Here is a 21,591-nt window from a genome sequence, read left to right on the forward strand (position 1 = left end):
CGGATTTCGCACAGATAAACTGCCTGATAGGCAGGTTTGGTCGCCATCCCACGGGCAGATCAACGCTCTTTGTTTCTCGACTTCGCATCTTTTCCCATGACGCCGCAGCCCATTCCCGCTAGCGTTTCCGAAACAGCAGCGAGGCTTCCATGTCAGACCCATTTTTCACCCCTGTTTCAGGCTTTGACCTGCCGCGCTTTGCAGGCGTCCCAACTTTTATGCGGTTGCCCTATGTGGATTTTGATCACCCGCGGCTTGCCGAGGTGCAGGTCGGCCTGATCGGCGCTCCTTGGGATGGCGGCACAACCAATCGTCCCGGCCCGCGCCACGGTCCACGCCAGTTGCGCGACATGTCCACCATGATCCGCGCGCAAAACGGGGCAACTGGCGTGCGCCCGTTCGAGGCGATGAACTGCGCGGATCTGGGCGACGTGGCCCCGAACCCGGCCGATGTGATGGACAGCTTGAAACGGATGGAGGCGTTCTATGCCCGCGTTCACAGTGCCGGCATTCGCCCCCTGACCGGGGGCGGGGATCATCTGTGCACCCTGCCGATTCTGCGCGCTCTGGCCAAGGATGGGCCGCTTGGCATGGTGCATTTTGACAGTCACACGGACCTGTTCCATTCGTATTTCGACGGCACCATGTACACGCACGGCACCCCCTTCCGCCGCGCAGTTGAAGAGGGGCTGCTTGACCCCAAACGCGTGGTGATGATCGGTATTCGTGGCACAGCCTATGACAGCGAAGATCGTGATTTCGCCGAAAGCGTTGGCATACGGGTTATCCCGATCGAGGAGTTTCACGCTCGTGGTGTTGACGATGTGATGGTTGAAGCGCGCGAGATTGCCGGGCAGGGCGCGACATATGTCAGCTATGATATTGATTTCGTTGATCCGGCCTTTGCTCCGGGCACCGGCACGCCCGAGGTGGGAGGCCCGAATTCCTATCAGGCGCTTCAGGTCGTGCGCACCCTTCAGGGGATGAACATTGTCGGGGCCGATCTGGTCGAAGTCTCGCCCCCGTTCGATCCCAGCGGTGCGACCGCATATCTGGGTGCATCGATCATGTTCGAGCTTCTTTGCGTAATGGCCGGATAAGGCGAGCCTTTATCCGTCATACACTTGTGACCTTTCATAAGAATGCTAGACTTGACGAGGCGAAGTGGTTAGAAGGCCATTGAGCAAGAAAGTTAGCGCTAACATAACTGGAGTTCCCAATGGTCTCGCGTGTTATTCCTGTCGATCCGTTTGATCTGGTGATTTTTGGCGGTACAGGGGATCTGTCGCGCCGAAAAATCCTGCCCGGTCTCTATCGGCGCTTCCTTGATGGGCAGATGCCGGAAGGCGCACGGATCATCGGGGCGGCGCGCAGTGATCTGGACGATGAAGGCTTTCGCGATTTCGTGGAAGAGGCCGTGCGCAAGTTTGTGTCCAAGCGCAAATGCGATCCGGACACGTTGGCTGCCTTCCGCGAAACGCTGTTCTACGTGCAGGTCGACGCGATGGGCGATGGCGGTTGGGAAGATTTGAAAGCCAAAAGCCAATCGGGCCGGGTACAGGCGTTTTACTTTTCAGTCGGGCCGCGCCTGTTCGGGCCAATTGCCGAGCGTTTGCACACCAAGGGCATTGCCGGTCCCGAGGCGCGGATCGTGGTGGAAAAGCCCTTTGGTCACGACCTTGAAACTGCGCGCGCCTTGAATGCCACGTTGGCCGAGCATTTTGATGAAAGCCAGATTTACCGCATCGACCATTATCTTGGCAAAGAGACCGTGCAGAACCTGATGGCTCTTCGTTTCGGCAACATGCTGTTCGAGCCGCTTTGGAACGCGCAATACGTGGATCACATCCAGATCACTGTGGCTGAAACCGTCGGCGTCGAGGGGCGGGGCGAGTATTATGACAAGTCTGGCGCGATGCGGGACATGGTGCAAAACCACCTGATGCAACTTCTGTGTCTGACCGCGATGGAGCCGCCCTCGAAGTTTGATTCGGACGCTGTACGGGACGAAAAGCTTAAGATTATCCGTGCCTTGGACCCTGTTGCGCCCGAAGACATGGTGCGCGGGCAATATGCGGCGGATGGTGATGTGGCGTCCTATCTGTCCGATGCGGATACAGACAGCAGCGACACGGAAAGCTTTGTGGCGATGAAGTTGCATATCTCGAACTGGCGCTGGAATGGCACGCCGTTCTATCTGCGCACGGGCAAACGCCTGAAGGCCCGCATGTCCGAGATCGTCGTGCGTTTCAAGGAACCACCGCATTCAATTTTTGAAGCTGATACCGGCCAATCTGCTAACGAGCTGTCCATTCGTCTTCAGCCTAATGAGGGCATGGACTTAAAGGTTACGATCAAAGAACCGGGGCCGGGCGGGATGCGTCTGATCGACGTGCCCTTGGACATGACCTTTGCCGAGGCATTGGGCGAAGAAGCTGCCGATGCTCCAGATGCTTATGAGCGCCTAATCATGGACGTGATCCGGGGCAACCAGACGCTGTTCATGCGTGGGGACGAGGTCGAGGCCGCTTGGGCCTGGACCGATCCGATTATTGAAGATTGGGAACGTCGCCGCGACAAGCCTGCCAGCTATGAACCCTTCTCGACCGGACCGGAAGAGGCGCTTATGCTTCTGCATAAAGATGGCCGCCGCTGGAGGGAGATTCGCGAATGAATCTGGTTGAATACCCCGATCGGGACATGATGATGCTGGATCTGGCAGATGTGCTGGCGTCCGAGCTGACCCAAATGCTGGATCACGAAGACCGGGCGTCTTTGGCGGTTCCGGGGGGCACAACACCCGGGCCGGTGTTCGATGCGCTTAGCGCCGTGGATTTGGACTGGGCGCGGGTGGATGTTTTGCTGACGGACGAACGTTGGGTGCCAGAAAGCAGCCCGCGGTCCAATACGGCGCTCTTGCGCAAGCGCCTGTTGGTTGGACCTGCTGCCAAGGCCAATCTGGTCCCCCTTTACGCCGACACCCCGCGGCCCGAGGACGCTTTGCAATCGCTTTCGCAAGGTGTTCAGGCGATTACGCCGATCTCGGTTCTGCTTTTGGGCATGGGCGAGGACATGCATACGGCCAGCCTGTTTCCAGGGGCCGATCATCTGGACGAGGCTTTGGCCCGCCACGCGCCGCCTTTGCTGCCCATGCGCGCACCGGGTGCAGACGAGCCGCGCGTCACACTGACTGCGCCCATTTTGAACGGGGCCATGGCCAAGCACCTGTTGATCCTTGGCGATGCAAAACGGGTCGCGCTGAAAGGCGCGATGGCCGAGAAACACACCCAACTTGCACCTGTTAAGGCCGTAATGTCGGATATGACCGTGCATTGGGCGGAATAATCGCGGGCTGACGCCAAGCCCTTGGGGAAGAATATGACAATTGAAACGCTGACTGCCCATCACGGCAGATTGACCGAAACGCCTTTGAAAGATTTGTTCGACGCGGACCCAGATCGGGCGGCACGCTACAGCTCTCGGGCCGTTGGGATGCATCTCGATTGGTCGAAAACCGGGTTGGATGATCAGGCAGTGGATCTGCTGTTGGAGTATGCGGACAAGGCAGGGATCGCCGAACGCCGCGCCCAGATGTTTCAAGGCGACAAGATCAATCTGACCGAAGATCGTGCTGTGCTGCACACAGCCCTGCGCGCCGGCCCCGACGCACAGGTGTATGTCGATGGCGAAGACGTCATGCCCGGTGTGCGTGACACTCTGGAACGGATGCGGGATTTCGCGACGCGCCTGCGCTCGGGCCAGATCCGTGCGCCGGGGGGCGGACGGTTTCGCGATGTGGTAAATATCGGCATTGGCGGCTCGGACCTTGGGCCTGCGATGGCGGCACAGGCGCTGTCGCCCTATCACGACGGGCCGCGCGTGCATTTCGTGTCCAACGTGGATGGGGCGCAGATCGCTGATGTTCTGCGCGGGCTGAACCCGGCGGAAACGCTGATCATGGTGGCCTCGAAGACGTTCACCACCATTGAAACCATGACCAACGCCGCAACTGCGCGCGACTGGTTGCTGAGCGATGTGCCAGTGGATGCAGTTGGGCTGCATTTCGCGGCTTTGTCCTCGAACCTCGAGAAAACTGCTGAATGGGGCATTGCTGCCGAGCGTGTCTTTGGGTTCGAAGATTGGGTCGGTGGGCGCTATTCGATGTGGGGGCCGATTGGTCTTTCGCTGATGATCGCAATTGGCGCGGATCGTTTCGATCAAATGCTGGCAGGTGCACGGGCGATGGATCAGCATTTCCAGACTGCTGAGGGCCGCACCAACATGCCGTTGATGCTGGCTTTGGTCGGGTTCTGGAACCGTCAGGTCTGTGGCTATGCCACGCGCGCCGTATTGCCCTATGAGCAACGTTTGGCGCGTCTGCCTGCCTATCTTCAGCAACTGGAAATGGAGAGCAACGGCAAGCGCGTGGCGCTTGATGGGACCGTGCTTAAGCTGCCTTCAGGCCCTGTGGTCTGGGGCGAACCGGGGACCAACGGTCAGCATGCGTTTTATCAGTTGATTCATCAGGGTACGGACATCATCCCGTGCGAATTCATGGTCGGCGCAGAAGGGCACGAACCCGATCTGGCGCATCAGCATCAGCTTTTGGTTGCCAATTGCCTTGCCCAGTCGCAAGCCCTGATGATGGGGCGCAGCATGGATGAAGCCCGCGCGTTGATGGCTGAGAAAGGCTTTGAAGGGGACGAGCTGGAGCGCCAAGCTGCGCATCGCGTTTTTCCGGGCAACCGGCCTTCCACCACCTTGGTCTATCCCAAGCTGACACCCGAGGTGCTGGGCGCGATTGTCGCGCTTTACGAACACCGCGTGTTTGTCGAGGGGGTTCTGTTGGGCATCAACTCGTTCGACCAATGGGGCGTCGAGCTGGGCAAAGAGCTGGCCGTAGCACTGACCCCTGTATTGCAGGGCGAAGCCTCGGCCAAGGGGTTGGACGGATCAACACGCGCGCTTATTCAGGTTTTGGACCAGTTTAAGGCGTAAGGTCTTTGATTTAGAAGCGAAAAATCAAGCTGCGTTCACGCTTCCGCTGGCGCTGGCCAAGTTCTGAATGGCGTCGTAAACCTGCCTGCGTTTGGGCTCGGCCTCCATCAGCACTTCGTGCTCGCAGCCCTGCATCAACACCAGCCGCCCATTGTGCCAACGCTCCATCAAGTCATGGATCGGCTTGGGCTCGACGATGCGTTCTTGCGTGCCAAGGAAGGTAACGGTTTGCGTGCTTGGGGCGGGCAGTTTCATCAGGTCTGTCGTCTCGCGCAGCGCGGCGTACAGCCAGCCCGCAGTGGGGCCGCCAAGCGTAAGTTCTGGATGGGTGCTGGACTGTCGCTGCATCAGCGCGTACATCTCGGGGTCGGTGGTTAGCATGTTGTCGTCAAAGGGCTGAATGTCGACATAGGTTTTGCGCGCGGTGCCGGGGGTCAACATCTGCTTCCATGGGGTGTGATGCAGCGCCCAAGACACGCCCCATGCGATTGGGCGCAAGAACGAAGTGATGGTGATGCCCCACATTGGCGCGCTGAAACAGGCGCCGTTTACGTCCAGCCCCTCGTGCAGAGACCGCAAACCGATGCATCCGCCCATAGAATGCCCCAGAAGGACGAAGGGGCGGGGCAGGTCCAATTCCTTGGCCAGCTCCATCATGGTGGCGACGTCCGTCTGATACTCGGCAAAATTGCCAACATGGCCCAAAAGTCGATCTTGATCGGCGCGATCCGACAGACCTTGCCCACGCCAGTCAATGGTCAGCGTCGCAAATCCTTGATCAGCCAGTTCAGAGGCAATCAGGCCATATTTCTCGATATATTCGGTGCGACCGGGGAAAAGCAGAACCGTCCCGGCCGCGTGGGATTCCGGCGCGGCTGGCCAATATCCAAGCCGTATCTTCACTTGGTCCGAGGTCATGCGCCAGAAAGCCCGACCATTGGCCGGGCCTTGCGCGATGTCTTCGAACAATGGAGCGTTGGAGTTGTCCATGCCGCGTCTTCCAGTCGTTCCCTTTGGGGATCCTGTCAGGATCGTCAGGCCAGAACAGCACCCAGCTGCATGGCAAGCCCCATATTTCCGTCGACCGCCAGTTTGCCGGTCATGAAAGCGGTGGTCGGGTTCAATTCGCCCGACAGCATTTCCTGAAAGACATCAGCATCTGCAGTCAGGGTCACATCGGCTTCGTCATCGCCTGCGCGCACACCGTCACCGTCGATGATGATACCACCTTCGCCATTGATCACAAACTTGGCGGTGCCACCGTCAAATCCGCCATTTACTTTTTCGCTCAGGGCGGCCACTGCCGCGTTGATCACGTCGCTCAAGTCTAATCCTCCGAAAATTGCCCGTCGGGCAGTGATGTTGCTTGCATGCTAAATCAAAGTTTCCGTTCACGTAAACCTGTATTCCATCAAAGGACGCAAGGGAACTTGTTAGAATTTTCATCTATGGTTTGGGATACACGCGAAAGTCACTGTGCGCGAAGCATATCGTGCGCTAACATTCGGTATGCGCATGTTCTTGCTGATCTTGCTGTTTGTCGTGACGATGGGGGCCGTTGGGCCGTCCCAAGCGGTTGCGCAGGATCGGCAGGCGCAGTTGGACAACCTGTTCTCACAGCTTCAAACCGCCGATGCCAGCAATTGGGAAGCGTTAGAGGATGAGATTTGGGAGCTTTGGTCCCGGTCCGGTTCGGATGCGATGGATCTTTTGCTGCAGCGCGGGCAAAGCGCGATCGAGGCCGGGGATCTGGGCCGCGCAGTCGCGCATCTAAGCGCCTTAACAGATCACGCGCCGGGCTTTGCGGAAGGGTGGAACGCCCGCGCGACGGCCTTTTATTTGCAAGGTCACCTTGGCCTGTCGCTGGACGATATCGCCCGCACTTTGGCGCTTGAACCCCGCCACTTCGGCGCGTTGACGGGGCTGGGTTTGATTTTGGAAGAGCTTGGTGACGAAGCGCTTGCCCTAGATGCTTATCGCCACGCCCTTGCTATACATCCGCACAGTGACGACATAAAAGACGCCGTGACCCGTTTGGAACAGAAACGGGTGAAGGATATTTGACCGCCATAAGGCGGGGCGTCGAAAGGGCAGAGCATGGTTTCCGACAGCGCACGGGGTGGCCCGCGGATCACTGCCGTTTTGGGTCCGACCAATACCGGCAAAACGCATTACGCGCTTGAACGCATGTTGGGCTATCGCTCGGGCGTGATCGGCCTGCCGCTGCGCCTTTTGGCGCGCGAGGTCTATGACAAGCTGGTCGCCCTGCGCGGTCCCAACGCGGTGGCGCTGGTCACCGGCGAGGAACGCATCGTGCCCGACCGCGCCCAATATTGGGTCGCCACCGTCGAGGCGATGCCGCTGGGGCTGGGCGCGGATTTCGTCGCCATTGACGAAATCCAGCTCTGCACAGATGCCGAGCGGGGGCATGTCTTCACCGACCGTCTTCTTCATATGCGCGGCACACAGGAAACGCTGTTCATGGGGTCAGACACGATGCGCCCTGTGATCGCTGGCCTGATCCCGGACGTACAGTTCCTGCGGCGTGAACGGTTTTCCGAACTGATCCATTCCGGCTCGAAAAAGCTCAGCCGGATGCCGGGGCGCTCTGCCATCGTGGGCTTCTCGGTCGACAACCTCTATGCGATTGCGGAGCTGATGCGCCGCCAGAAGGGGGGCGTGGCCGTAGTGATGGGGGCGCTTTCCCCACGCACACGCAATGCGCAGGTCGAGATGTATCAGAACGGAGATGTCGACTATCTGGTCGCCACGGATGCCATCGGCATGGGGTTGAACCTTGATATCGACCATGTGGCGTTCTCGGCTTTGACGAAGTTTGATGGTCATCGGATGCGTCGTTTGCTGCCCAGCGAGCTGGCACAAATTGCGGGCCGGGCAGGGCGGCATATGAACCACGGCTCTTTTGGGGTGACGGGCGAAGCTCCGCTTTTGTCCGACGAGGTCGCGGACGCCATCTGTTCGCACCAATTCGCGCCCGACAAGAAGGTTTTTTGGCGCAACCGCGATCTGTCCTTTGGGTCTGTATCCGCACTGATCCGGTCACTTGAAGCGCCAACCGGCAATGACTGGCTGACCCGCGGGCGGGATGCGGACGACGTCATGGCGCTGAAACTTTTGGCTAAAGATGCCGAGGTGACAGCGCGCGCCAGCGATGGGCGCTCGGTCTCGTTGTTGTGGGAACTTTGCCAACTGCCGGACTTCCGGGGTATCAGCCATGGCGAACATGCAGGCCTGATCACCCAGCTTTTCAATGACATTCACCAATATGGCCGCGTCAAACGCGACTGGTTTGCGCGTCAGGTCAAGCGGATCGACCGCACCGACGGTGATATTGACGCGCTGTCTAAACGGCTGGCTTATATCCGCACATGGACCTATGTGGCGCAACGACGCGACTGGCTGGACGATGTTAGCCATTGGCGTGGCGAGACTCGTGCTGTAGAAGATCGCCTGTCAGATGCTTTGCACGAGCGTCTGACCCAAAGATTTGTTGACCGGCGCACCAGCGTTTTGCTGCGCCGGTTGAAGCAGAAGGAGAGCCTTGTGGCTGACGTGAACGATAAAGGTGAAGTTACGGTAGAAGGCCAATTTGTTGGTCGGTTGGAAGGGTTCCGGTTCAGCCAGGACTCTGCCCAGACACCGGAAGAGGCGAAAACCCTGCGGGCGGCCAGCCTGAAGGCCTTGGCGCCGGAATTTCACCTGCGGGCGGACCGTTTTTATAACGCGCCCGACACGGAAATGGATTTCACCGAACAAGGTGGCCTGATGTGGGGCGAACATGCCGTTGGCAAGTTGGTCAAGGGCGACGACGTGGCCAAGCCGCGCGTGCATGCTTTCGTTGATGACGAAGCCGGATCGGACGTGGCTGAAAAGGTCGCTCGCCGTTTGCAGCATTTCATCGACCGCAAGGTTCAGGCGCTGTTCGAGCCGCTGACAGCGATCGAGAAGGACGAGGCCATGACCGGCATGGCCCGTGGTTTTGGGTTCCGCATGATCGAAAACCTCGGCATCATCCCGCGCGATCAAGTCGCGGCCGAGGTGAAAGATCTGGACCAAGACGCTCGTGGCGCGCTGCGCAAACACGGTGTGCGCTTTGGTCAGTTCACCATCTTTATGCCGCTGCTGCTGAAACCCGCGCCCACGCGTCTGCGTTTGGTGCTGGACAGCCTGTGGAAAGGTCTGGCCGAATTCCCCGAAAGCCCGCCCCCCGGTCTGGTGACGATCCCTGTGATCGAGGGCGTGGATCACTCGGCCTATTTGCTGTCGGGCTATCGCCCCGCAGGCGCACGTGCGATCCGCATCGACATGCTGGAACGTTTGGCCGACCAACTGCGTGTGGAAGACAGCCGTGGCGGTTTTGAAGCCAAGGCAGATATGTTGTCGATCACTGGCATGACATTAGAGCAGTTCGCTGATCTGATGCAGGGTCTCGGCTATAAAGCCGAGAAGGGCGAGCGCGAGAAGGTAAAGGCTGCGGTCGAAGCCACCGCTGAGCCTTCGACCGATGCGCCCGCAACTGAAGAGGCAACCGCCGAGGCACCTGCCGCAGAAGAAGCACCTGCTGAAGCCGTTTCCGAAACTGCCGAAGACACCGGTCCTGAAATGGAAACCTTCTTCACCTTCACATGGGGTGGCTTTGGCCGCGCGCGTCAAGGTGGTGCAGGCAAACCGCGTGGCGAACGTGGGCAGGGCAAGCCGGGTGGCAAGCCCCGTGGTGACCGCGCAGGCGGCAAGCCCAAGCGCGGCAAGGGTCCGAACAAAGGCCCGCGCGACATGAAGCCGAAAAGCTATCAGTCGGGTCCGAAGAAGGAAAAAGCCATTGATCCGGACAACCCGTTTGCAGCGGCCCTGATGGGGCTGAAAGACAAAGGCTAAGCCGCGATGGCGGATACACAGGGGAAGGGCGGCAGGCCGCCCGCCCCGGACACCACAAAAATGCGCGTGGACAAGTGGTTGTGGCACGCGCGTTTTTTCAAGACCCGCGGGCTGGCCACCAAGCTGGTCACGGCTGGGCATATGCGGGTCAACGGCGACAAGATCGCGAAAGCCTCTTATGGAATCACCCAAGGCGATGTGCTGACCTTTCCGCAAGCGAAACAGGTCCGTGTGATCCGTATTCAAGCGCTTTCAACGCGTCGCGGCCCAGCACCCGAGGCCCAAGCGCTTTATGAAGACCTTGATCCGCCCACTGCGACGGCGGATAATGTTCCGCAATCCAATGCCGCTGCGCTAAAAACGGTCGGGAAGGGCCGCCCTACTAAGAAAGATCGTCGCATCTTAGATCAAACCCGTAGGTCCATGCTTGATTGATCCCGCGCGCTGTCCTAAGTGAGGCCAAGACCAACCTGAAGGTGCCCCAATGACCTATGTCGTCCAAGACAACTGCATCGCCTGCAAATACACCGATTGCGTGGAAGTTTGCCCCGTAGACTGTTTCTATGAAGGTGAAAACATGCTGGTCATCCATCCGGACGAATGCATCGACTGTGGTGTGTGCGAGCCAGAATGCCCCGCAGACGCCATCCGCGCGGATACCGAGCCGGGGACCGAAAAGTGGGTCGAATTTAACCGCAAGTACTCGGAACTGTGGCCGGTGATTATCGAGCGTAAAGACCCGCTGCCCGAAGCGGAAGAGCGTGACGGTGAAGATGGTAAGCTCGATAAGTATTTCTCGGAAGCGCCTGGCGAACAGTAAGCCGGTTTCCTAACCGAAAGGTGGGGCGCATGTCGTGGAATTTGACCAGCCGGTCAGGGTTCTGCGATGCAGCGCTTTTCCACACTTGGTTTTTGTGGTATTCTGTATCTTAAATACGGGTCGACTGTGACGCTCTGTTCCTGAGGCAGGGCGTTTTGTTTCGGAAAATGATGCGACGGATCACGCGCAAAGACTGCGCCGCCAAGCCGTTTGCGCGCAGTTTCAAGAACCATGACGCCCGACTGTAACAAAGACGCGAAGGATCGCCTGTAATGAGCAAGAAAAAGCTGGATTTCCGCCCGAACGAATATGTTGTCTATCCCGCCCACGGGGTTGGCCAGATTGTGTCGATCGAAGAGCAGGAAGTCGCTGGCATCGAGCTTGAGTTGTTTGTGATCTCGTTTGAGAAAGACAAGATGACTTTGCGCGTGCCCACCGACAAAGCCACCGAAGTTGGGATGCGTGGGCTGTCCAGCCCCGACGAGATTTCCAAGGCCATGACCACGCTGAAAGGCAAGGCCCGCGTGAAACGCGCCATGTGGTCGCGCCGTGCGCAGGAATATGAACAAAAGATCAACTCGGGCGACCTGATCGCCATTGCCGAGGTCGTGCGCGATCTTCACCGCACCGATGACCAGCGCGAGCAGAGCTATTCCGAGCGTCAGCTTTATGAAGCTGCGTTGGAGCGTTTGACCCGCGAAGTTGCCGCCGTGGGTGGCGGGGACGAATTGGCCGCGCAGAAGAAGGTCTCGGACGTTCTGATGTCGCGCGCTGCGTAAGCAGATACACTGAAAATTCAGAAAAGCCGTCTGCCACCGTGCGGGCGGCTTTTTCTATGCGATCAGGTGGATCATGACGGCGAGCGCGATGATCTCGCTGATTTGTTGCGAGGCGCCCAGTACGTCGCCGGTTTGCCCGCCGATTTTAGCTTTCGTCAACGCGGCTAATGCGACAGTGCCAAGACCGATGCAGGCTATAAGCGCGGGCAGGGCACTTGGTATCAGGATCAGCACCACCAACGCCGTCACGCCACAGGCAATCCAAGCGGTGCGCGCGGGCGGGCGTCCCACTTGGTTGGCCAGCCCCGCGCCGCGCGCGTTGGGAAGGGCCGCCATCAGAAGCACCATGGGAAGGCGGCTGGTAACCGCGATGACCACCAGCGCTGGAAGCACAGAAGGGGCGGTCAGAAGCGCGGCAAGGGCCGAGGCGCGCAGGCCCAGTGACAAGACCAACGCGATGACGCCATAGGCGCCGATCCGACTGTCTTTCATGATCTCAAGCCGCCGCGCGCGCTCAAATCCACCCCAAAATCCGTCGGCGACATCGGCCAGACCATCTTCGTGCAGAGCACCTGTCACCATGATCTGTCCCAACAGCGTCAGACAGGCCGCAAAGAGCGGTGGCAGGCCGACAGACACAGCCCCGACCCCCAGTGCCCATCCGATCAAAGCAGGCACCAAACCAGCCAAGGGCCACGCCCAAGCCGACAAGGCCGCTCGCTGGGTTGCCAGCTTGGTATCCACCCGTATCGGTAGACGCGTCAAAAGCCCTATCGCCGCTGGGATATCCGCTGGATGCAGGATCGACGTCGATCTGTCGTGTTTGGTCATATTTGGTCTTTTGCAGTCTGGTTGCAGTTGTCCCCCATCGGTAAAGAGGGTGGGGAAATGAATCAATCAAGGAGTCTCGCCATGTCGCAACAGCCATTCTCGACCCTGGCCGAGTTCAAGGCGCTGCTTGAGGCGGCGAAAGGCCCGGACGCGGCGGCGATTCAAGCGGCCCAAGAGCGCAATGGCCAGCTGACAAAACCTCCCGGCGCGCTGGGACGGTTGGAGGAGCTGGCGATCTGGATGGCAGGCTGGCAAGGCAATGGACGTCCTGAATTGACTGCGCCTCAGGTCGTTGTGTTTGCGGGCAATCACGGCGTGACTGCGCAGGGCGTATCGGCCTTCCCGGCGGAAGTGACCGAACAGATGGTTCTGAACTTTCAGCACGGCGGGGCGGCGATCAACCAGCTGTCCAAGGTCGCTGGGGCGTCGATGGACGTTCATGCGATCGATCTGGACCGCCCAACGCGGGATTTCACCCAAGGCGCAGCCATGAGCGAAGACGAGGTCGTCGCGGCGCTTCTGGTGGGGTGGAACGCGGTCAGCGACAGCGCGGACCTTCTGGTGACGGGCGAGATGGGAATTGGCAACACGACCTCGGCCGCCGCGCTGTTCTTGGCGCTTTACGGTGGCGAGGCCGAAGATTGGGTCGGGCGCGGCACTGGCGTGGATGACGATGGTCTGGCGCTGAAATCTCGCGTGATCCGCGAGGGGCTGGCCGCGAACCCTTCGGCATCCGGCAACGGGCTGGAAGCACTTCGTTGTTTAGGTGGGCGCGAGGTCGCTGCAATGGCTGGGGCCATGGCGCGCGCCCGTGTGCTTGGTGTTCCGGTGATCATCGACGGGTTCATCTCGACCGCTGCGGCGGCCTGTTTGCATCAGGCCGTCCCGGGTGCGCTGGACCACGCAGTGGCGGGGCACGTTTCGGCAGAGGCGGCCCATGCCAACGCCTTGGACCGTCTGGGAAAAGAACCGCTTTTGTCGTTGGGCATGCGGCTTGGCGAGGGCTCGGGCGCGGGGGTTGCGATCAGCATCCTGAAAGCCGCCGTGGCCTGTCATTCCGGCATGGCGACCTTTGCCGAGGCTGGGGTCTCGGACGGGTAAATTGCTTAGAATATCGAAGAAAACGGCCGAGGCGTTGCTGCGCCTCGGCCTTTTATGTTTCAGGTCATGCGGCGAGCGCGTCAATCACCCAAATGGCAGCACGTCCAATGTGACCGTGCGGCTTCCTTTCTGGTAAATCAGTTTGGTGGTCGAGATCGACACGACCTTGCCGCCATCCAAACGGCTGCCAACGCCCACCTTCACATAGCGGCCCGATGGCATACGGATCAAAGCACGGCGCGACGAGGCCGAGCCGTAGATCCCAATCAAGCTGATTTTCCGCAAGTTGATCGCGTTCTTGATCGTGGCTTGTTTCGCGACCGACGCGCGGGTTGGGATCGCGGGCGACGTGGTTTGGCGCGGAGATACGGCGGCCACGGCAACCGTCCCGTCCGAGGCATTTCCATTCGGGCGCGCCTTGGCGACAATGCGCGAGAAGTTCTTGGGCCGTGCCTTTGGGGCCGCCGAGCGGTTGACGGCCAGTGCTGTTGGCGCAATTCCAGCGGCTGCAGCGTTTTCCCCCGCCAAAGCGGCGGCAATTGCGTCGGCTTGTGCTTGGGCTTGAGCCTGCGCGGCGGCAATGATCGCGTCAGGTCGGCCACGTGGGCGCAGTTGCGCAAGTTCCGTGCGGGTTCGTCCGCCCAACAGCAGCCGTTCATTGCCCTCGACCAGTCCTTCCGGGCGGGCGCGGGGGCGCACAGACGGCTCGGCCTCGGCCAGCTCGGTCGGGGTGTCGGCGGTGTCTTCAGGCGTATCTTCGGCAACTTCTGGCTGGGCCACTTCGGGCCGCGGCGCTGGGGCTGGGACAACGTCAGGTCGGCCAGCAAAGACCAACGCCCCCGCCGGGGTCAACGCGCCTTCGGGCGTGGCTTCGACAAAGCCGCGGTCGTCCAATGTGAACACGGTTCCAAGGGGCGGTGGCGGGTTGGTGTTAGGCGTCGGCCCGCCTAACGGACCCGCCGTCAGTGCGGTCAGCGCCACTGCGTCATGCCCGCCGGTCTTCGGGTCAATCGAGGCCACATAAAGGTCATCGATGCGTCCCGCCGTGACGTCCTCCAACGGTGCGGGGGCACGTTGCCAGATCCCTGTCGCGGCATAGCGCGCTTGCGCGGCTTCCTCGGACAGGGGGGCAGGTGTTTGACTGTCTTGAATATCGTTTTCGACCAAGGCGGGATCGACAAGGTCGCTGTCTGCGCCAAAGACCGCATTGTCATCTGCATCCGATTGCGCCGTTGTGATCGCATCTTCAAACGGATCTGCCTGTCCCGATCTGCTCGCAGTTGTCGAATCCGATAGAAACAGCATCGACCAAATGACCAAAATGGCCATGAAAAGAAGCAGACCAAGCACCAAGTATAGTCCAAGGAAGCGGGGCTTTCCGCCCACTTTCTGGGTCTGGCGGGCTCCGAAGACGGTCAGCGCTTCGGCCTCGCGCGTCCAGCTGCCTTTCGGGGCTGCTGTGGCGTCGCCAGCCGCAGCGGGGGGGGGCGGCGCGACGGGTGTGACCTGCGGCGACGGGGCAGGATCAGGTTTTGTCTGCCCCTTGCGCAGGATTTGCCCGGCTAAGGCTGCTGCGCCCCCCGGCTTGCCTTCGGCAGGCGAGGTTTTCCCTGCGTTTGGCTTGGGCGACGGTATCTTGCTGGCAGCCTGTCGACCCAAAGCACTGGCGCGCTCGGCGGCGGCGCTTAGGCCAGCAGCACCTTTGCGCGCAGCCTTGCCAAGGCTTTCCTTGCTGCGCTCGGCTGTGGCTTTCGCCTTGGCCTTGGCATCGGCGGTTTTCGAAGGCTTAGGGGCTTCCTCAAAGGCCACTGGGGCCGTGACGGGCACGTGAACCTTAGTCGGAGGGGCTTTGGGAATGGACCGTGCGGGTTCCTCGGGGGGATCAATCTCGGTTTCGGTCTGGGCAAGCCCAAGCGACAATCGCGGCTCGGCGGGCAGAGGCTCAGGTTTCGGCGCTGGAGGCGACACCGGGGGCTTCGGCGCACTGCCGGCAGGTTTTGCTGGCGCCACATCTTTGGGCGCATCAACATTGCGGCTGGAAGCAAATCCGATTGCAGGAGCGGCAGGGGGTTCAGGAGCGGGGTCAGATACTGTTTCTGGCGTTGCGACCCGAGGCTCCTCGGCAGGCTCCGGCGGTGTCTTGGCTTTAACCGGCGGCTCTGGCTTCGGCTCGGGCACTGGAGGGGCGAGCTCTGTGGCGTCGATCCCGGCGGGCAGGTCCGGCGTCGGGGGGAAGGGGGCCAGCGCGGGAATGTCGGTAGCAGGCGGGGTGCTTTCGCCCAGAACTAGCGGCGCTTCGTCGGGCGCAGGCGCAACCAGTTCTTCGATCTCATTGGTTTCGGTCTCAAGCGCCGCTGCATCCAGAAGCTTGGGCACGGGGCGGGCTTCGCGCTCCAGCGTGGTGGTGCTGCCGTCTACGGAACCGAAATAGACTTCGCCAGAAAATGCGCCTTTGGGGCGTGCTACGAAACCGACCGGGTTCATCCCGTGTTCGTCCGCAAAGCCCAAAGCCTCGTCCAGTGTTTCGCGGGCGACGACGGCCACATGCACCATCGCGTCTTCACTGCTGTCGGACTGCCAGTCAAAGACTAGATCCTCGACCGGATAGGGGGTCAGCCCTTCCAGCCCCTCGCGAATACGGGCTTCGCGGGTGACGTCATCAGGCCCGGGCGCGGTCATCGAGGTGAACAGGATTTGCGATCCAGGCACGATCAGTTTGGTGGAAAGCGTCCCTGATCCAAGCGCCGCCGCCTTGTCGCGCAATGCAGCAAAAGCCGCCCCAAGGTCAGGCTCGTCCAGCCCCACCTTGCCAACAAGCTGCCACCCGCCCTTGCCGCGATGGACAAGGCCGATCCCATCGTGATTGAGATCAAGCGCAAAGCTTGGTTTCATTGGGACCCCGTCCTTCTTAAATTGCCCCAAACCGGGCACACCTTTTGCGGCGATGCAGTCGCCAAATACCGCTTTGAAACTATAGCAGGAAATTGCCCATGGGAAGGGGGGGCATCGTCGCGGGCTTGCCTATGGCGAAAGACAGCGCAATCTGACCGAAAGAAGGAGATCAAGATGCGGAAACTCTTATCAATTATTGCGATTACCATCGCCGCAGCCGGTGTTTCACAGGCCGAAACCGCCCCGCAGCTGACCGTGACCGGGCAAGGTGTTGCGCAGGTGGTGCCGGATATGGCGCGGATCAGCCTTGGAGTGAACGAACGCTCGGACGATGCAGGCCAAGCGCTTGAAGCAGTGGCCGGGTCAATTGCCCGTATGCTGGAAAAACTGACCGAGGCCGGTGTGGCCGAGCGCGATGTGCAAAGCACGCAGGTCAACCTGTCGCCGCAATATGACTATAACCGCAAAAGCGACGGCGCGCCCGAACTGGTCGGTTTTATCGCCAGCTCGACCTTGTCGGTGAAGGTACAAGAGCTGTCGACGCTTGGGGCGATCATGACCGCAGTAACGTCGGTCGGGGCGAATGAAATCCATGGGCTTCAGTTTGATGTGAAGGACCGCGCAGGGGCCGAAGACACGGCGCGCAAACTGGCTGTTGATGACGCGATGAGCCGCGCCAAAGTTCTGGCCGAGGCTGCGGGGGTGAAACTCGGGTCCGTCCTGACGATGCAGGAAGGCGGTGCATCGCCCGGTCGCCCGGTCATGATGGCGATGGAACGGGCCTCGGCCGACATGCCGATTGCCGCTGGTGAGATGGGCATCAATTCCAGCGTGACGATGGTGTTTGAACTGGTTGAGTGAACGGGGTCTAAGAAGCTGTAAGCAAAAAAGAACCCCGCCGATTTGGCGGGGTTCTGTGTTTTGGATGTGGCGCGACTTACGCTGTCGCCGCCGTCAGCGCTTGATCCAGATCGGCGATGATGTCGGCAGCGTCTTCTGTCCCGATTGAGATCCGGACCACGTTGGGGGCCGCGCCTGCTGCGACCTGCTGCTCTTCGCTCAGCTGACGGTGCGTGGTCGAAGCCGAGTGGATGATCAGCGACCGCGTGTCACCAAGGTTGGCCACGTGGCTGAACAGTTTCAGGCTGTTAACCAGCTTCACGCAGGCCTCGTACCCGCCTTTCACACCCACGGTGAACAGCGCGCCCGGACCTTTGGGCGCAATCGCCTTGGCTCGGTCGTGATAGGGTGACGAGGGCAGGCCCGCATAGCTGACGCTTTCGATGCGGTCGTCGGCCTCCAGCCATTCGGCAACTTTCTGGGCGTTCTCAACGTGTTTCTGCATGCGCAGCGACAGTGTTTCGATCCCCATCAGCGTGTAATGCGCGCCCTGCGGGTTCATGGTCATGCCCAGATCACGCAGGCCAATGGCGATGCCGTGGAAGGTGTACGCCATCGGGCCAAGTGCCGCACCGAAGGTCAGCCCGTGATAGGCGGGCTCGGGCTGGCTGAGCGACGGGAACTTGTCCGACGCCATCCAGTCAAACTTGCCGCTATCAACTACTGCGCCGCCGGTCACCGTGCCGTTGCCGGTCAGGTATTTGGTGGTCGAGTGCACGACGATGGTCGCGCCCAGCTCGATCGGCTTGACCAGATAGGGCGTGGCCGAGGTGTTGTCGACGATCAACGGAACGCCTGCTTTGTCGGCAATCGCAGCCATGGCGGGGATGTCGGTGGGCACGCCCGCCGGGTTCGCGATGCTTTCGCAGAAGACAGCGCGGGTGTTGTCATCGATGGCGGCTTCTACTGCGGCAGGATCGTCAAAGTCCACCAGTTTGGCTTCCCAGCCGAAACGTTTGAAAGTTTGGGTGAACTGCGTGACGGTGCCACCATAAAGCTTGTTCGACGCGACGATGTTCAGGCCCGGACCCATCAGCGGGAACAGCGCCATGATCTGCGCCGCGTGACCCGAGGAACAGCAGAACCCGCCTGCGCCGCCTTCCAGCGCGACGATGCGATTGGCCAGTGCGCCAACAGTCGGGTTTGTCAGGCGCGAATAGATATAGCCAACTTCCTCGAGATTAAACAAACGCGCCGCGTGGTCTGCGTCTTGGAAGACATAGGCGGTGGTCTGGTAAATCGGCACCTGACGGGCGCCTGTGGCCGGATCAGGTTCAGTGCCTGCGTGGATTTGCAGCGTGTCAAAGCCCTGTGGGCGCTCGTCGGACATGGTTCTCTCCCTCATTCGTGGTCTCGGGAAGGCTAGGGGAAAGGGGGCCGGGCTTCAACGCCTCAGCGGGGCTTAACCCATGAAATTTGTCGCTTTAGACGGCCCTTCGCCTTTTCCGGGCGGGCTGGTCCTTTGTTCTGGATTTGCTAAGCTCGGCGGGAAACCATTCCAGAGGACCCAATGCTGATCCCATTCCACCTTGCAATCAACGTGCGTGATCTTGACCAAACCCGTGCTTTCTATGGCGATCTTCTTGGCTGTACCGAGGGCCGATCCACCGACACGTGGGTCGATTTCAGCTTTTTCGGCCATCAGCTGAGCTTTCATCTGGGTGAACCCTTTGCAACCTCCAACAGTGGAAAAGTCGGCGCCCATATGGTGGCCATGCCGCATTTCGGCGTGGTGCTGGCCTATGACGACTGGCGCGCACTGGCGGATCGGCTTGAGGCAGCTGGCACCGACTGGGTCATCGCCCCCACAGTGCGTTTTGAAGGCGAACCCGGCGAGCAATGGACGATGTTCTTTCGCGATCCAAGCGGCAATCCGATCGAGGTGAAAGGCTTTCGCGATATGGGCGGGGTGTTTGACTGACAAAGGAAGGCTTGGCAACGCCTGCCGTCGTCAAATCGGTTGCGTATAAGTTTCTATTTCGGTATTTCATGAAATATGGAAATAGAAGTATCGAATCGCTTGGCCATCCTAGGTCACCCGCTACGCCTTAAGATCTTTCGGCTGCTCATGCGTCGCTATCCGGATGAGCTTTCGGCGGGCGAAATCTGTGACGTTCTAGCGCTTAAACCCAGCACGGCGTCGAATTATCTGTCGGCGCTGATGGGGGCGGGACTAATTGCGCAGAAGCGGGATGGGAATTCGCTGCTTTACGCAATTGACATGAAGCCATGCCAACAAACCTTCAATTTCCTGCTGAACGACTGCTGCCGGGGCCGCCCCGAGCTGTGCCAGCCTACCAATCTGATCTCACATGAAGGAGACACCAAAATGCCAGATCAGAAATATAATGCCCTGTTTATCTGCTCGGGCAACTCTGCCCGCTCGATTTTTGCCGAGGCCCTTCTGCGGGATCTGGCCGGGGACCGCTTCAATGCCTATTCAGCCGGCACCAAGCCGACATCCGAGCTGAATTCCTTTGCCGTGGATGTGCTTGAACAAAAGGGGCATGACGTGACCGTGTTGCGGTCGAAAAATGTCAGTGAGTTTCAGGCAGATGACGCACCGAAAATGGATTTCGTCTTTACCGTCTGCAATCAGGCTGCAAACGAAGAGTGTCCAAGCTGGCAGGGGCAACCAATCAGCGGTCATTGGGGGTTGCCGGACCCGGTGAAAGCCACCGGGACGGATGCAGAAATCAGTCTGGCTTTCCAAGGCACGTATGGTGCACTGCGCAACCGTATTATGGCGTTTGCAGCCTTGTCGGTCGAAGCGCTTGACCGTGTGTCCTTGCAGAAAGCTGTGGACGACATAGCCAGGCTGGACCAGTGATCACCGCATCCAAAACCCTTCACGCTTGATCGTATTGCGGATGGCTTGCTCTTTCTTGGGCAGGTTATCCCGATCAAACAGTGCACGGACTTTCTGCCCGCGCCCCTGAAAGATCATCCGTTTCATCGGGTCGTATTCCTTCAGAACCTTCTTGATCTTGTTGGGGGCGGTGGAGGCTTCGATGACCTCGACCACGCGGTCGCTTTCACGGGCATAGGCTAGGGGTAGGATGCGCCAGTGGCAACTAATGTCGCCGTCCAGACCGTTCAGTTCCGGGCCGGGGCGCCCCCCGCCAAAGCTTGAGATCACAAGGGGCAGGGCGATTTGATCGAGCCACGGGTAAAGCGTCTGGCAGACCAGTTCTTCGGGGCCATCATGATGGATTGCAACGGCGTAGTCTTTGAAGCGGCGACCAAATTCGCGCGGGCAGGGGCCAAAGAACCAGCCGGCGTTGAAATACATATAGCGTTGCCAGTATTCGTCGGGCCAGCTTTGGTCCAGCGAGGCTTCGAAATCTAGTTCGAACTTGTCATAGAGTGATTTCCAGATCTGGGTATAGCCGGGGCCATAAAGCTCGATCGTGGGCCACGTATCCTCGCGTTTCATCGACGCCGACGGGCGGTCAATCGGGATCGGCAGTTCGGATAGTTTTCCCGTGATCACCGTATCTGTGTCAAAGAACAGAAACGGCTCGCTTTCGGGCAGGGCCAGCAGCGCTTCGATCTTGTTGCCATAGGGATAGTGGCGACCAAATTGCTGGGCCTCAAAAGGCACGATCTCGGCCCCGAGCATTTCCAGCGTCTCGCGGATATGCGGTTTCAGGCGTGGGTCGTCCAGCCACAGATCACCGGGCTGCGGTTCGGCGACCAGAAGGCGGCCCTGAAAATCTGGGTCGCTGTGGCGCAGGCTGGCGGCGAACAAAATTGCTTCATACGCCAAGCGGCCATCTTGGGCGACAATCACGATATTGGGCGAAGTCGTGGTCTTTTCGCCTGTTTTCTTGGAAGTCGCCATCACTGCTTTGCCCGCGTTGTTCTTTGAGGCAGTATAGGCAGGTAATTACCGAGTCTGAAAGAGCGTGTTGGTCGCTTTGAAAGGTTCAATGGAATCTGTCCAAAAGGGGGATCTTATGCGCAAATACATGGTTTTGGCGGCAATTTGGGGCGCGATGGTGATCCCCGCATCAGCGCAAAATATGACCACCGCCGCCGAGGTGCGCCCGATCTTGAACGCCACGCAGGGAAACTGGGTGGCTGTGCGCGAATACAATGGGCAGGATCTGCTGTATTTCACCCATCTTTTGGCGTGGCGCTGCGGGCTTGAATCGATCCATTTCAGCATCAATGGCGGCGAGGAGCGCCCGTTCAAGGCCGAACCGTGCTACGAAGACGAAGCCACGCCCAACGCGCTGAAAGTCACCGACTTGTTGCCCTATCAGCAGTTCGAGCTTCAATCCGTCGACACGGTTGAAGTGCGTATCGTTTATGATGACGGGGCCGAGACCGTGGCAGGCTATAAACGCGCTCAGATCCAGATTCAGTAAG

At 59.8% G+C, this 21,591-nt stretch carries 20 protein-coding genes; 14 read left to right on the forward strand and 6 right to left on the reverse strand.

Translation table 11 applies throughout. The annotated features are described in order from the left end of the window. Window positions 1-149: 149 nt before the first annotated feature. The 4 genes from ACXAH3_RS02980 to pgi all read left to right on the forward strand — a co-directional run bounded on the left by ACXAH3_RS02980 (window position 150) and on the right by pgi (window position 4,998). Entirely contained in the window at window positions 150-1,100 is a 951-nt protein-coding gene (locus ACXAH3_RS02980; RefSeq protein ID WP_474860579.1) for an agmatinase, read from the forward strand. 119 nt (window positions 1,101-1,219) lie between these two features. Beyond that, window positions 1,220-2,674, forward strand: a complete 1,455-nt coding sequence (gene zwf / locus ACXAH3_RS02985) for a glucose-6-phosphate dehydrogenase (protein WP_474860580.1) — start codon at window positions 1,220-1,222, stop codon at window positions 2,672-2,674. Next, entirely contained in the window at window positions 2,671-3,345 is a 675-nt protein-coding gene (pgl, locus tag ACXAH3_RS02990; protein ID WP_474860581.1) for a 6-phosphogluconolactonase, read from the forward strand. The genes zwf and pgl overlap by 4 nt, the downstream gene beginning before the upstream one ends. Before the next feature lie 33 nt (window positions 3,346-3,378). Then, window positions 3,379-4,998, forward strand: a complete 1,620-nt coding sequence (gene pgi / locus ACXAH3_RS02995; protein WP_474860582.1) for a glucose-6-phosphate isomerase — start codon at window positions 3,379-3,381, stop codon at window positions 4,996-4,998. A 24-nt stretch (window positions 4,999-5,022) separates the two neighbouring features. Here pgi and ACXAH3_RS03000 read toward each other — a convergent pair whose 3' ends face one another. Together ACXAH3_RS03000 and ACXAH3_RS03005 are read right to left on the reverse strand one after the other, a co-directional pair. Continuing rightward, window positions 5,023-5,988 (reverse strand): alpha/beta fold hydrolase, encoded by a 966-nt coding sequence (locus tag ACXAH3_RS03000; RefSeq protein WP_474860583.1) that lies wholly within the window; start codon window positions 5,986-5,988, stop codon window positions 5,023-5,025. 44 nt (window positions 5,989-6,032) lie between these two features. Next, entirely contained in the window at window positions 6,033-6,323 is a 291-nt protein-coding gene (locus tag ACXAH3_RS03005; RefSeq protein ID WP_474860584.1) for an SCP2 sterol-binding domain-containing protein, read from the reverse strand. A gap of 151 nt (window positions 6,324-6,474) precedes the next feature. Between ACXAH3_RS03005 and ACXAH3_RS03010 the strand changes: the two genes are divergently transcribed. From ACXAH3_RS03010 to ACXAH3_RS03030, 5 genes are all read left to right on the forward strand, one after another. After that, window positions 6,475-7,062 (forward strand): tetratricopeptide repeat protein, encoded by a 588-nt coding sequence (locus ACXAH3_RS03010; protein ID WP_474860585.1) that lies wholly within the window; start codon window positions 6,475-6,477, stop codon window positions 7,060-7,062. A gap of 33 nt (window positions 7,063-7,095) precedes the next feature. Next, on the forward strand, window positions 7,096-9,894 hold the full coding sequence (locus tag ACXAH3_RS03015) for a helicase-related protein (RefSeq protein WP_474860586.1): 2,799 nt from the start codon (window positions 7,096-7,098) through the stop codon (window positions 9,892-9,894). Window positions 9,895-9,900: 6 nt separating this feature from the next. Continuing rightward, window positions 9,901-10,329 (forward strand): RNA-binding S4 domain-containing protein, encoded by a 429-nt coding sequence (locus ACXAH3_RS03020; RefSeq protein WP_474860587.1) that lies wholly within the window; start codon window positions 9,901-9,903, stop codon window positions 10,327-10,329. Window positions 10,330-10,378: 49 nt separating this feature from the next. Further along, window positions 10,379-10,714 (forward strand): ferredoxin FdxA, encoded by a 336-nt coding sequence (fdxA, locus tag ACXAH3_RS03025; protein ID WP_474860588.1) that lies wholly within the window; start codon window positions 10,379-10,381, stop codon window positions 10,712-10,714. A gap of 272 nt (window positions 10,715-10,986) precedes the next feature. Then, a complete protein-coding gene (locus tag ACXAH3_RS03030; RefSeq protein WP_474860589.1) occupies window positions 10,987-11,493 on the forward strand; it encodes a CarD family transcriptional regulator in 507 nt (168 codons plus the stop codon). A 54-nt stretch (window positions 11,494-11,547) separates the two neighbouring features. Here the strand turns inward: ACXAH3_RS03030 and cobS are convergent, their stop codons facing one another. Then, window positions 11,548-12,324 (reverse strand): adenosylcobinamide-GDP ribazoletransferase, encoded by a 777-nt coding sequence (gene cobS / locus ACXAH3_RS03035; RefSeq protein ID WP_474860590.1) that lies wholly within the window; start codon window positions 12,322-12,324, stop codon window positions 11,548-11,550. 81 nt (window positions 12,325-12,405) lie between these two features. On the opposite strand from cobS, the gene cobT reads away from it, so the two are divergent. Next, window positions 12,406-13,425, forward strand: coding sequence for a nicotinate-nucleotide--dimethylbenzimidazole phosphoribosyltransferase (gene cobT, locus ACXAH3_RS03040; protein WP_474860591.1), 1,020 nt, complete (start codon window positions 12,406-12,408; stop codon window positions 13,423-13,425). A gap of 84 nt (window positions 13,426-13,509) precedes the next feature. On the opposite strand, the gene ACXAH3_RS03045 is transcribed toward cobT, so the two are convergent. Next, window positions 13,510-16,317 (reverse strand): hypothetical protein, encoded by a 2,808-nt coding sequence (locus ACXAH3_RS03045; protein WP_474860592.1) that lies wholly within the window; start codon window positions 16,315-16,317, stop codon window positions 13,510-13,512. A gap of 174 nt (window positions 16,318-16,491) precedes the next feature. On the opposite strand from ACXAH3_RS03045, the gene ACXAH3_RS03050 reads away from it, so the two are divergent. Further along, window positions 16,492-17,178, forward strand: a complete 687-nt coding sequence (locus ACXAH3_RS03050) for an SIMPL domain-containing protein (protein WP_474860593.1) — start codon at window positions 16,492-16,494, stop codon at window positions 17,176-17,178. A gap of 76 nt (window positions 17,179-17,254) precedes the next feature. On the opposite strand, the gene ACXAH3_RS03055 is transcribed toward ACXAH3_RS03050, so the two are convergent. Continuing rightward, window positions 17,255-18,547: an O-acetylhomoserine aminocarboxypropyltransferase/cysteine synthase family protein gene (locus tag ACXAH3_RS03055; RefSeq protein ID WP_474860594.1), complete on the reverse strand. Its 1,293-nt coding sequence runs from the start codon at window positions 18,545-18,547 to the stop codon at window positions 17,255-17,257. Between the two features lie 180 nt (window positions 18,548-18,727). Here ACXAH3_RS03055 and ACXAH3_RS03060 point away from each other — a divergent pair, with 180 nt between their 5' ends. Both ACXAH3_RS03060 and ACXAH3_RS03065 read left to right on the forward strand, forming a co-directional pair. Beyond that, on the forward strand, window positions 18,728-19,138 hold the full coding sequence (locus ACXAH3_RS03060) for a VOC family protein (RefSeq protein ID WP_474860595.1): 411 nt from the start codon (window positions 18,728-18,730) through the stop codon (window positions 19,136-19,138). A gap of 75 nt (window positions 19,139-19,213) precedes the next feature. Next, window positions 19,214-20,047 carry an arsenate reductase/protein-tyrosine-phosphatase family protein gene (locus ACXAH3_RS03065; protein WP_474860596.1) on the forward strand — a complete coding sequence of 278 codons (834 nt, stop codon included), beginning with the start codon at window positions 19,214-19,216 and terminating at the stop codon, window positions 20,045-20,047. Here ACXAH3_RS03065 and ACXAH3_RS03070 read toward each other — a convergent pair whose 3' ends face one another. Further along, entirely contained in the window at window positions 20,048-21,061 is a 1,014-nt protein-coding gene (locus tag ACXAH3_RS03070; protein WP_474860597.1) for a hypothetical protein, read from the reverse strand. Window positions 21,062-21,176: 115 nt separating this feature from the next. Between ACXAH3_RS03070 and ACXAH3_RS03075 the strand changes: the two genes are divergently transcribed. Beyond that, window positions 21,177-21,590 carry a hypothetical protein gene (locus ACXAH3_RS03075; RefSeq protein WP_474860598.1) on the forward strand — a complete coding sequence of 138 codons (414 nt, stop codon included), beginning with the start codon at window positions 21,177-21,179 and terminating at the stop codon, window positions 21,588-21,590. Window position 21,591 lies beyond the last annotated feature (1 nt).

Source organism: Aliiroseovarius sp. ABM4_368 (assembly GCF_056161205.1).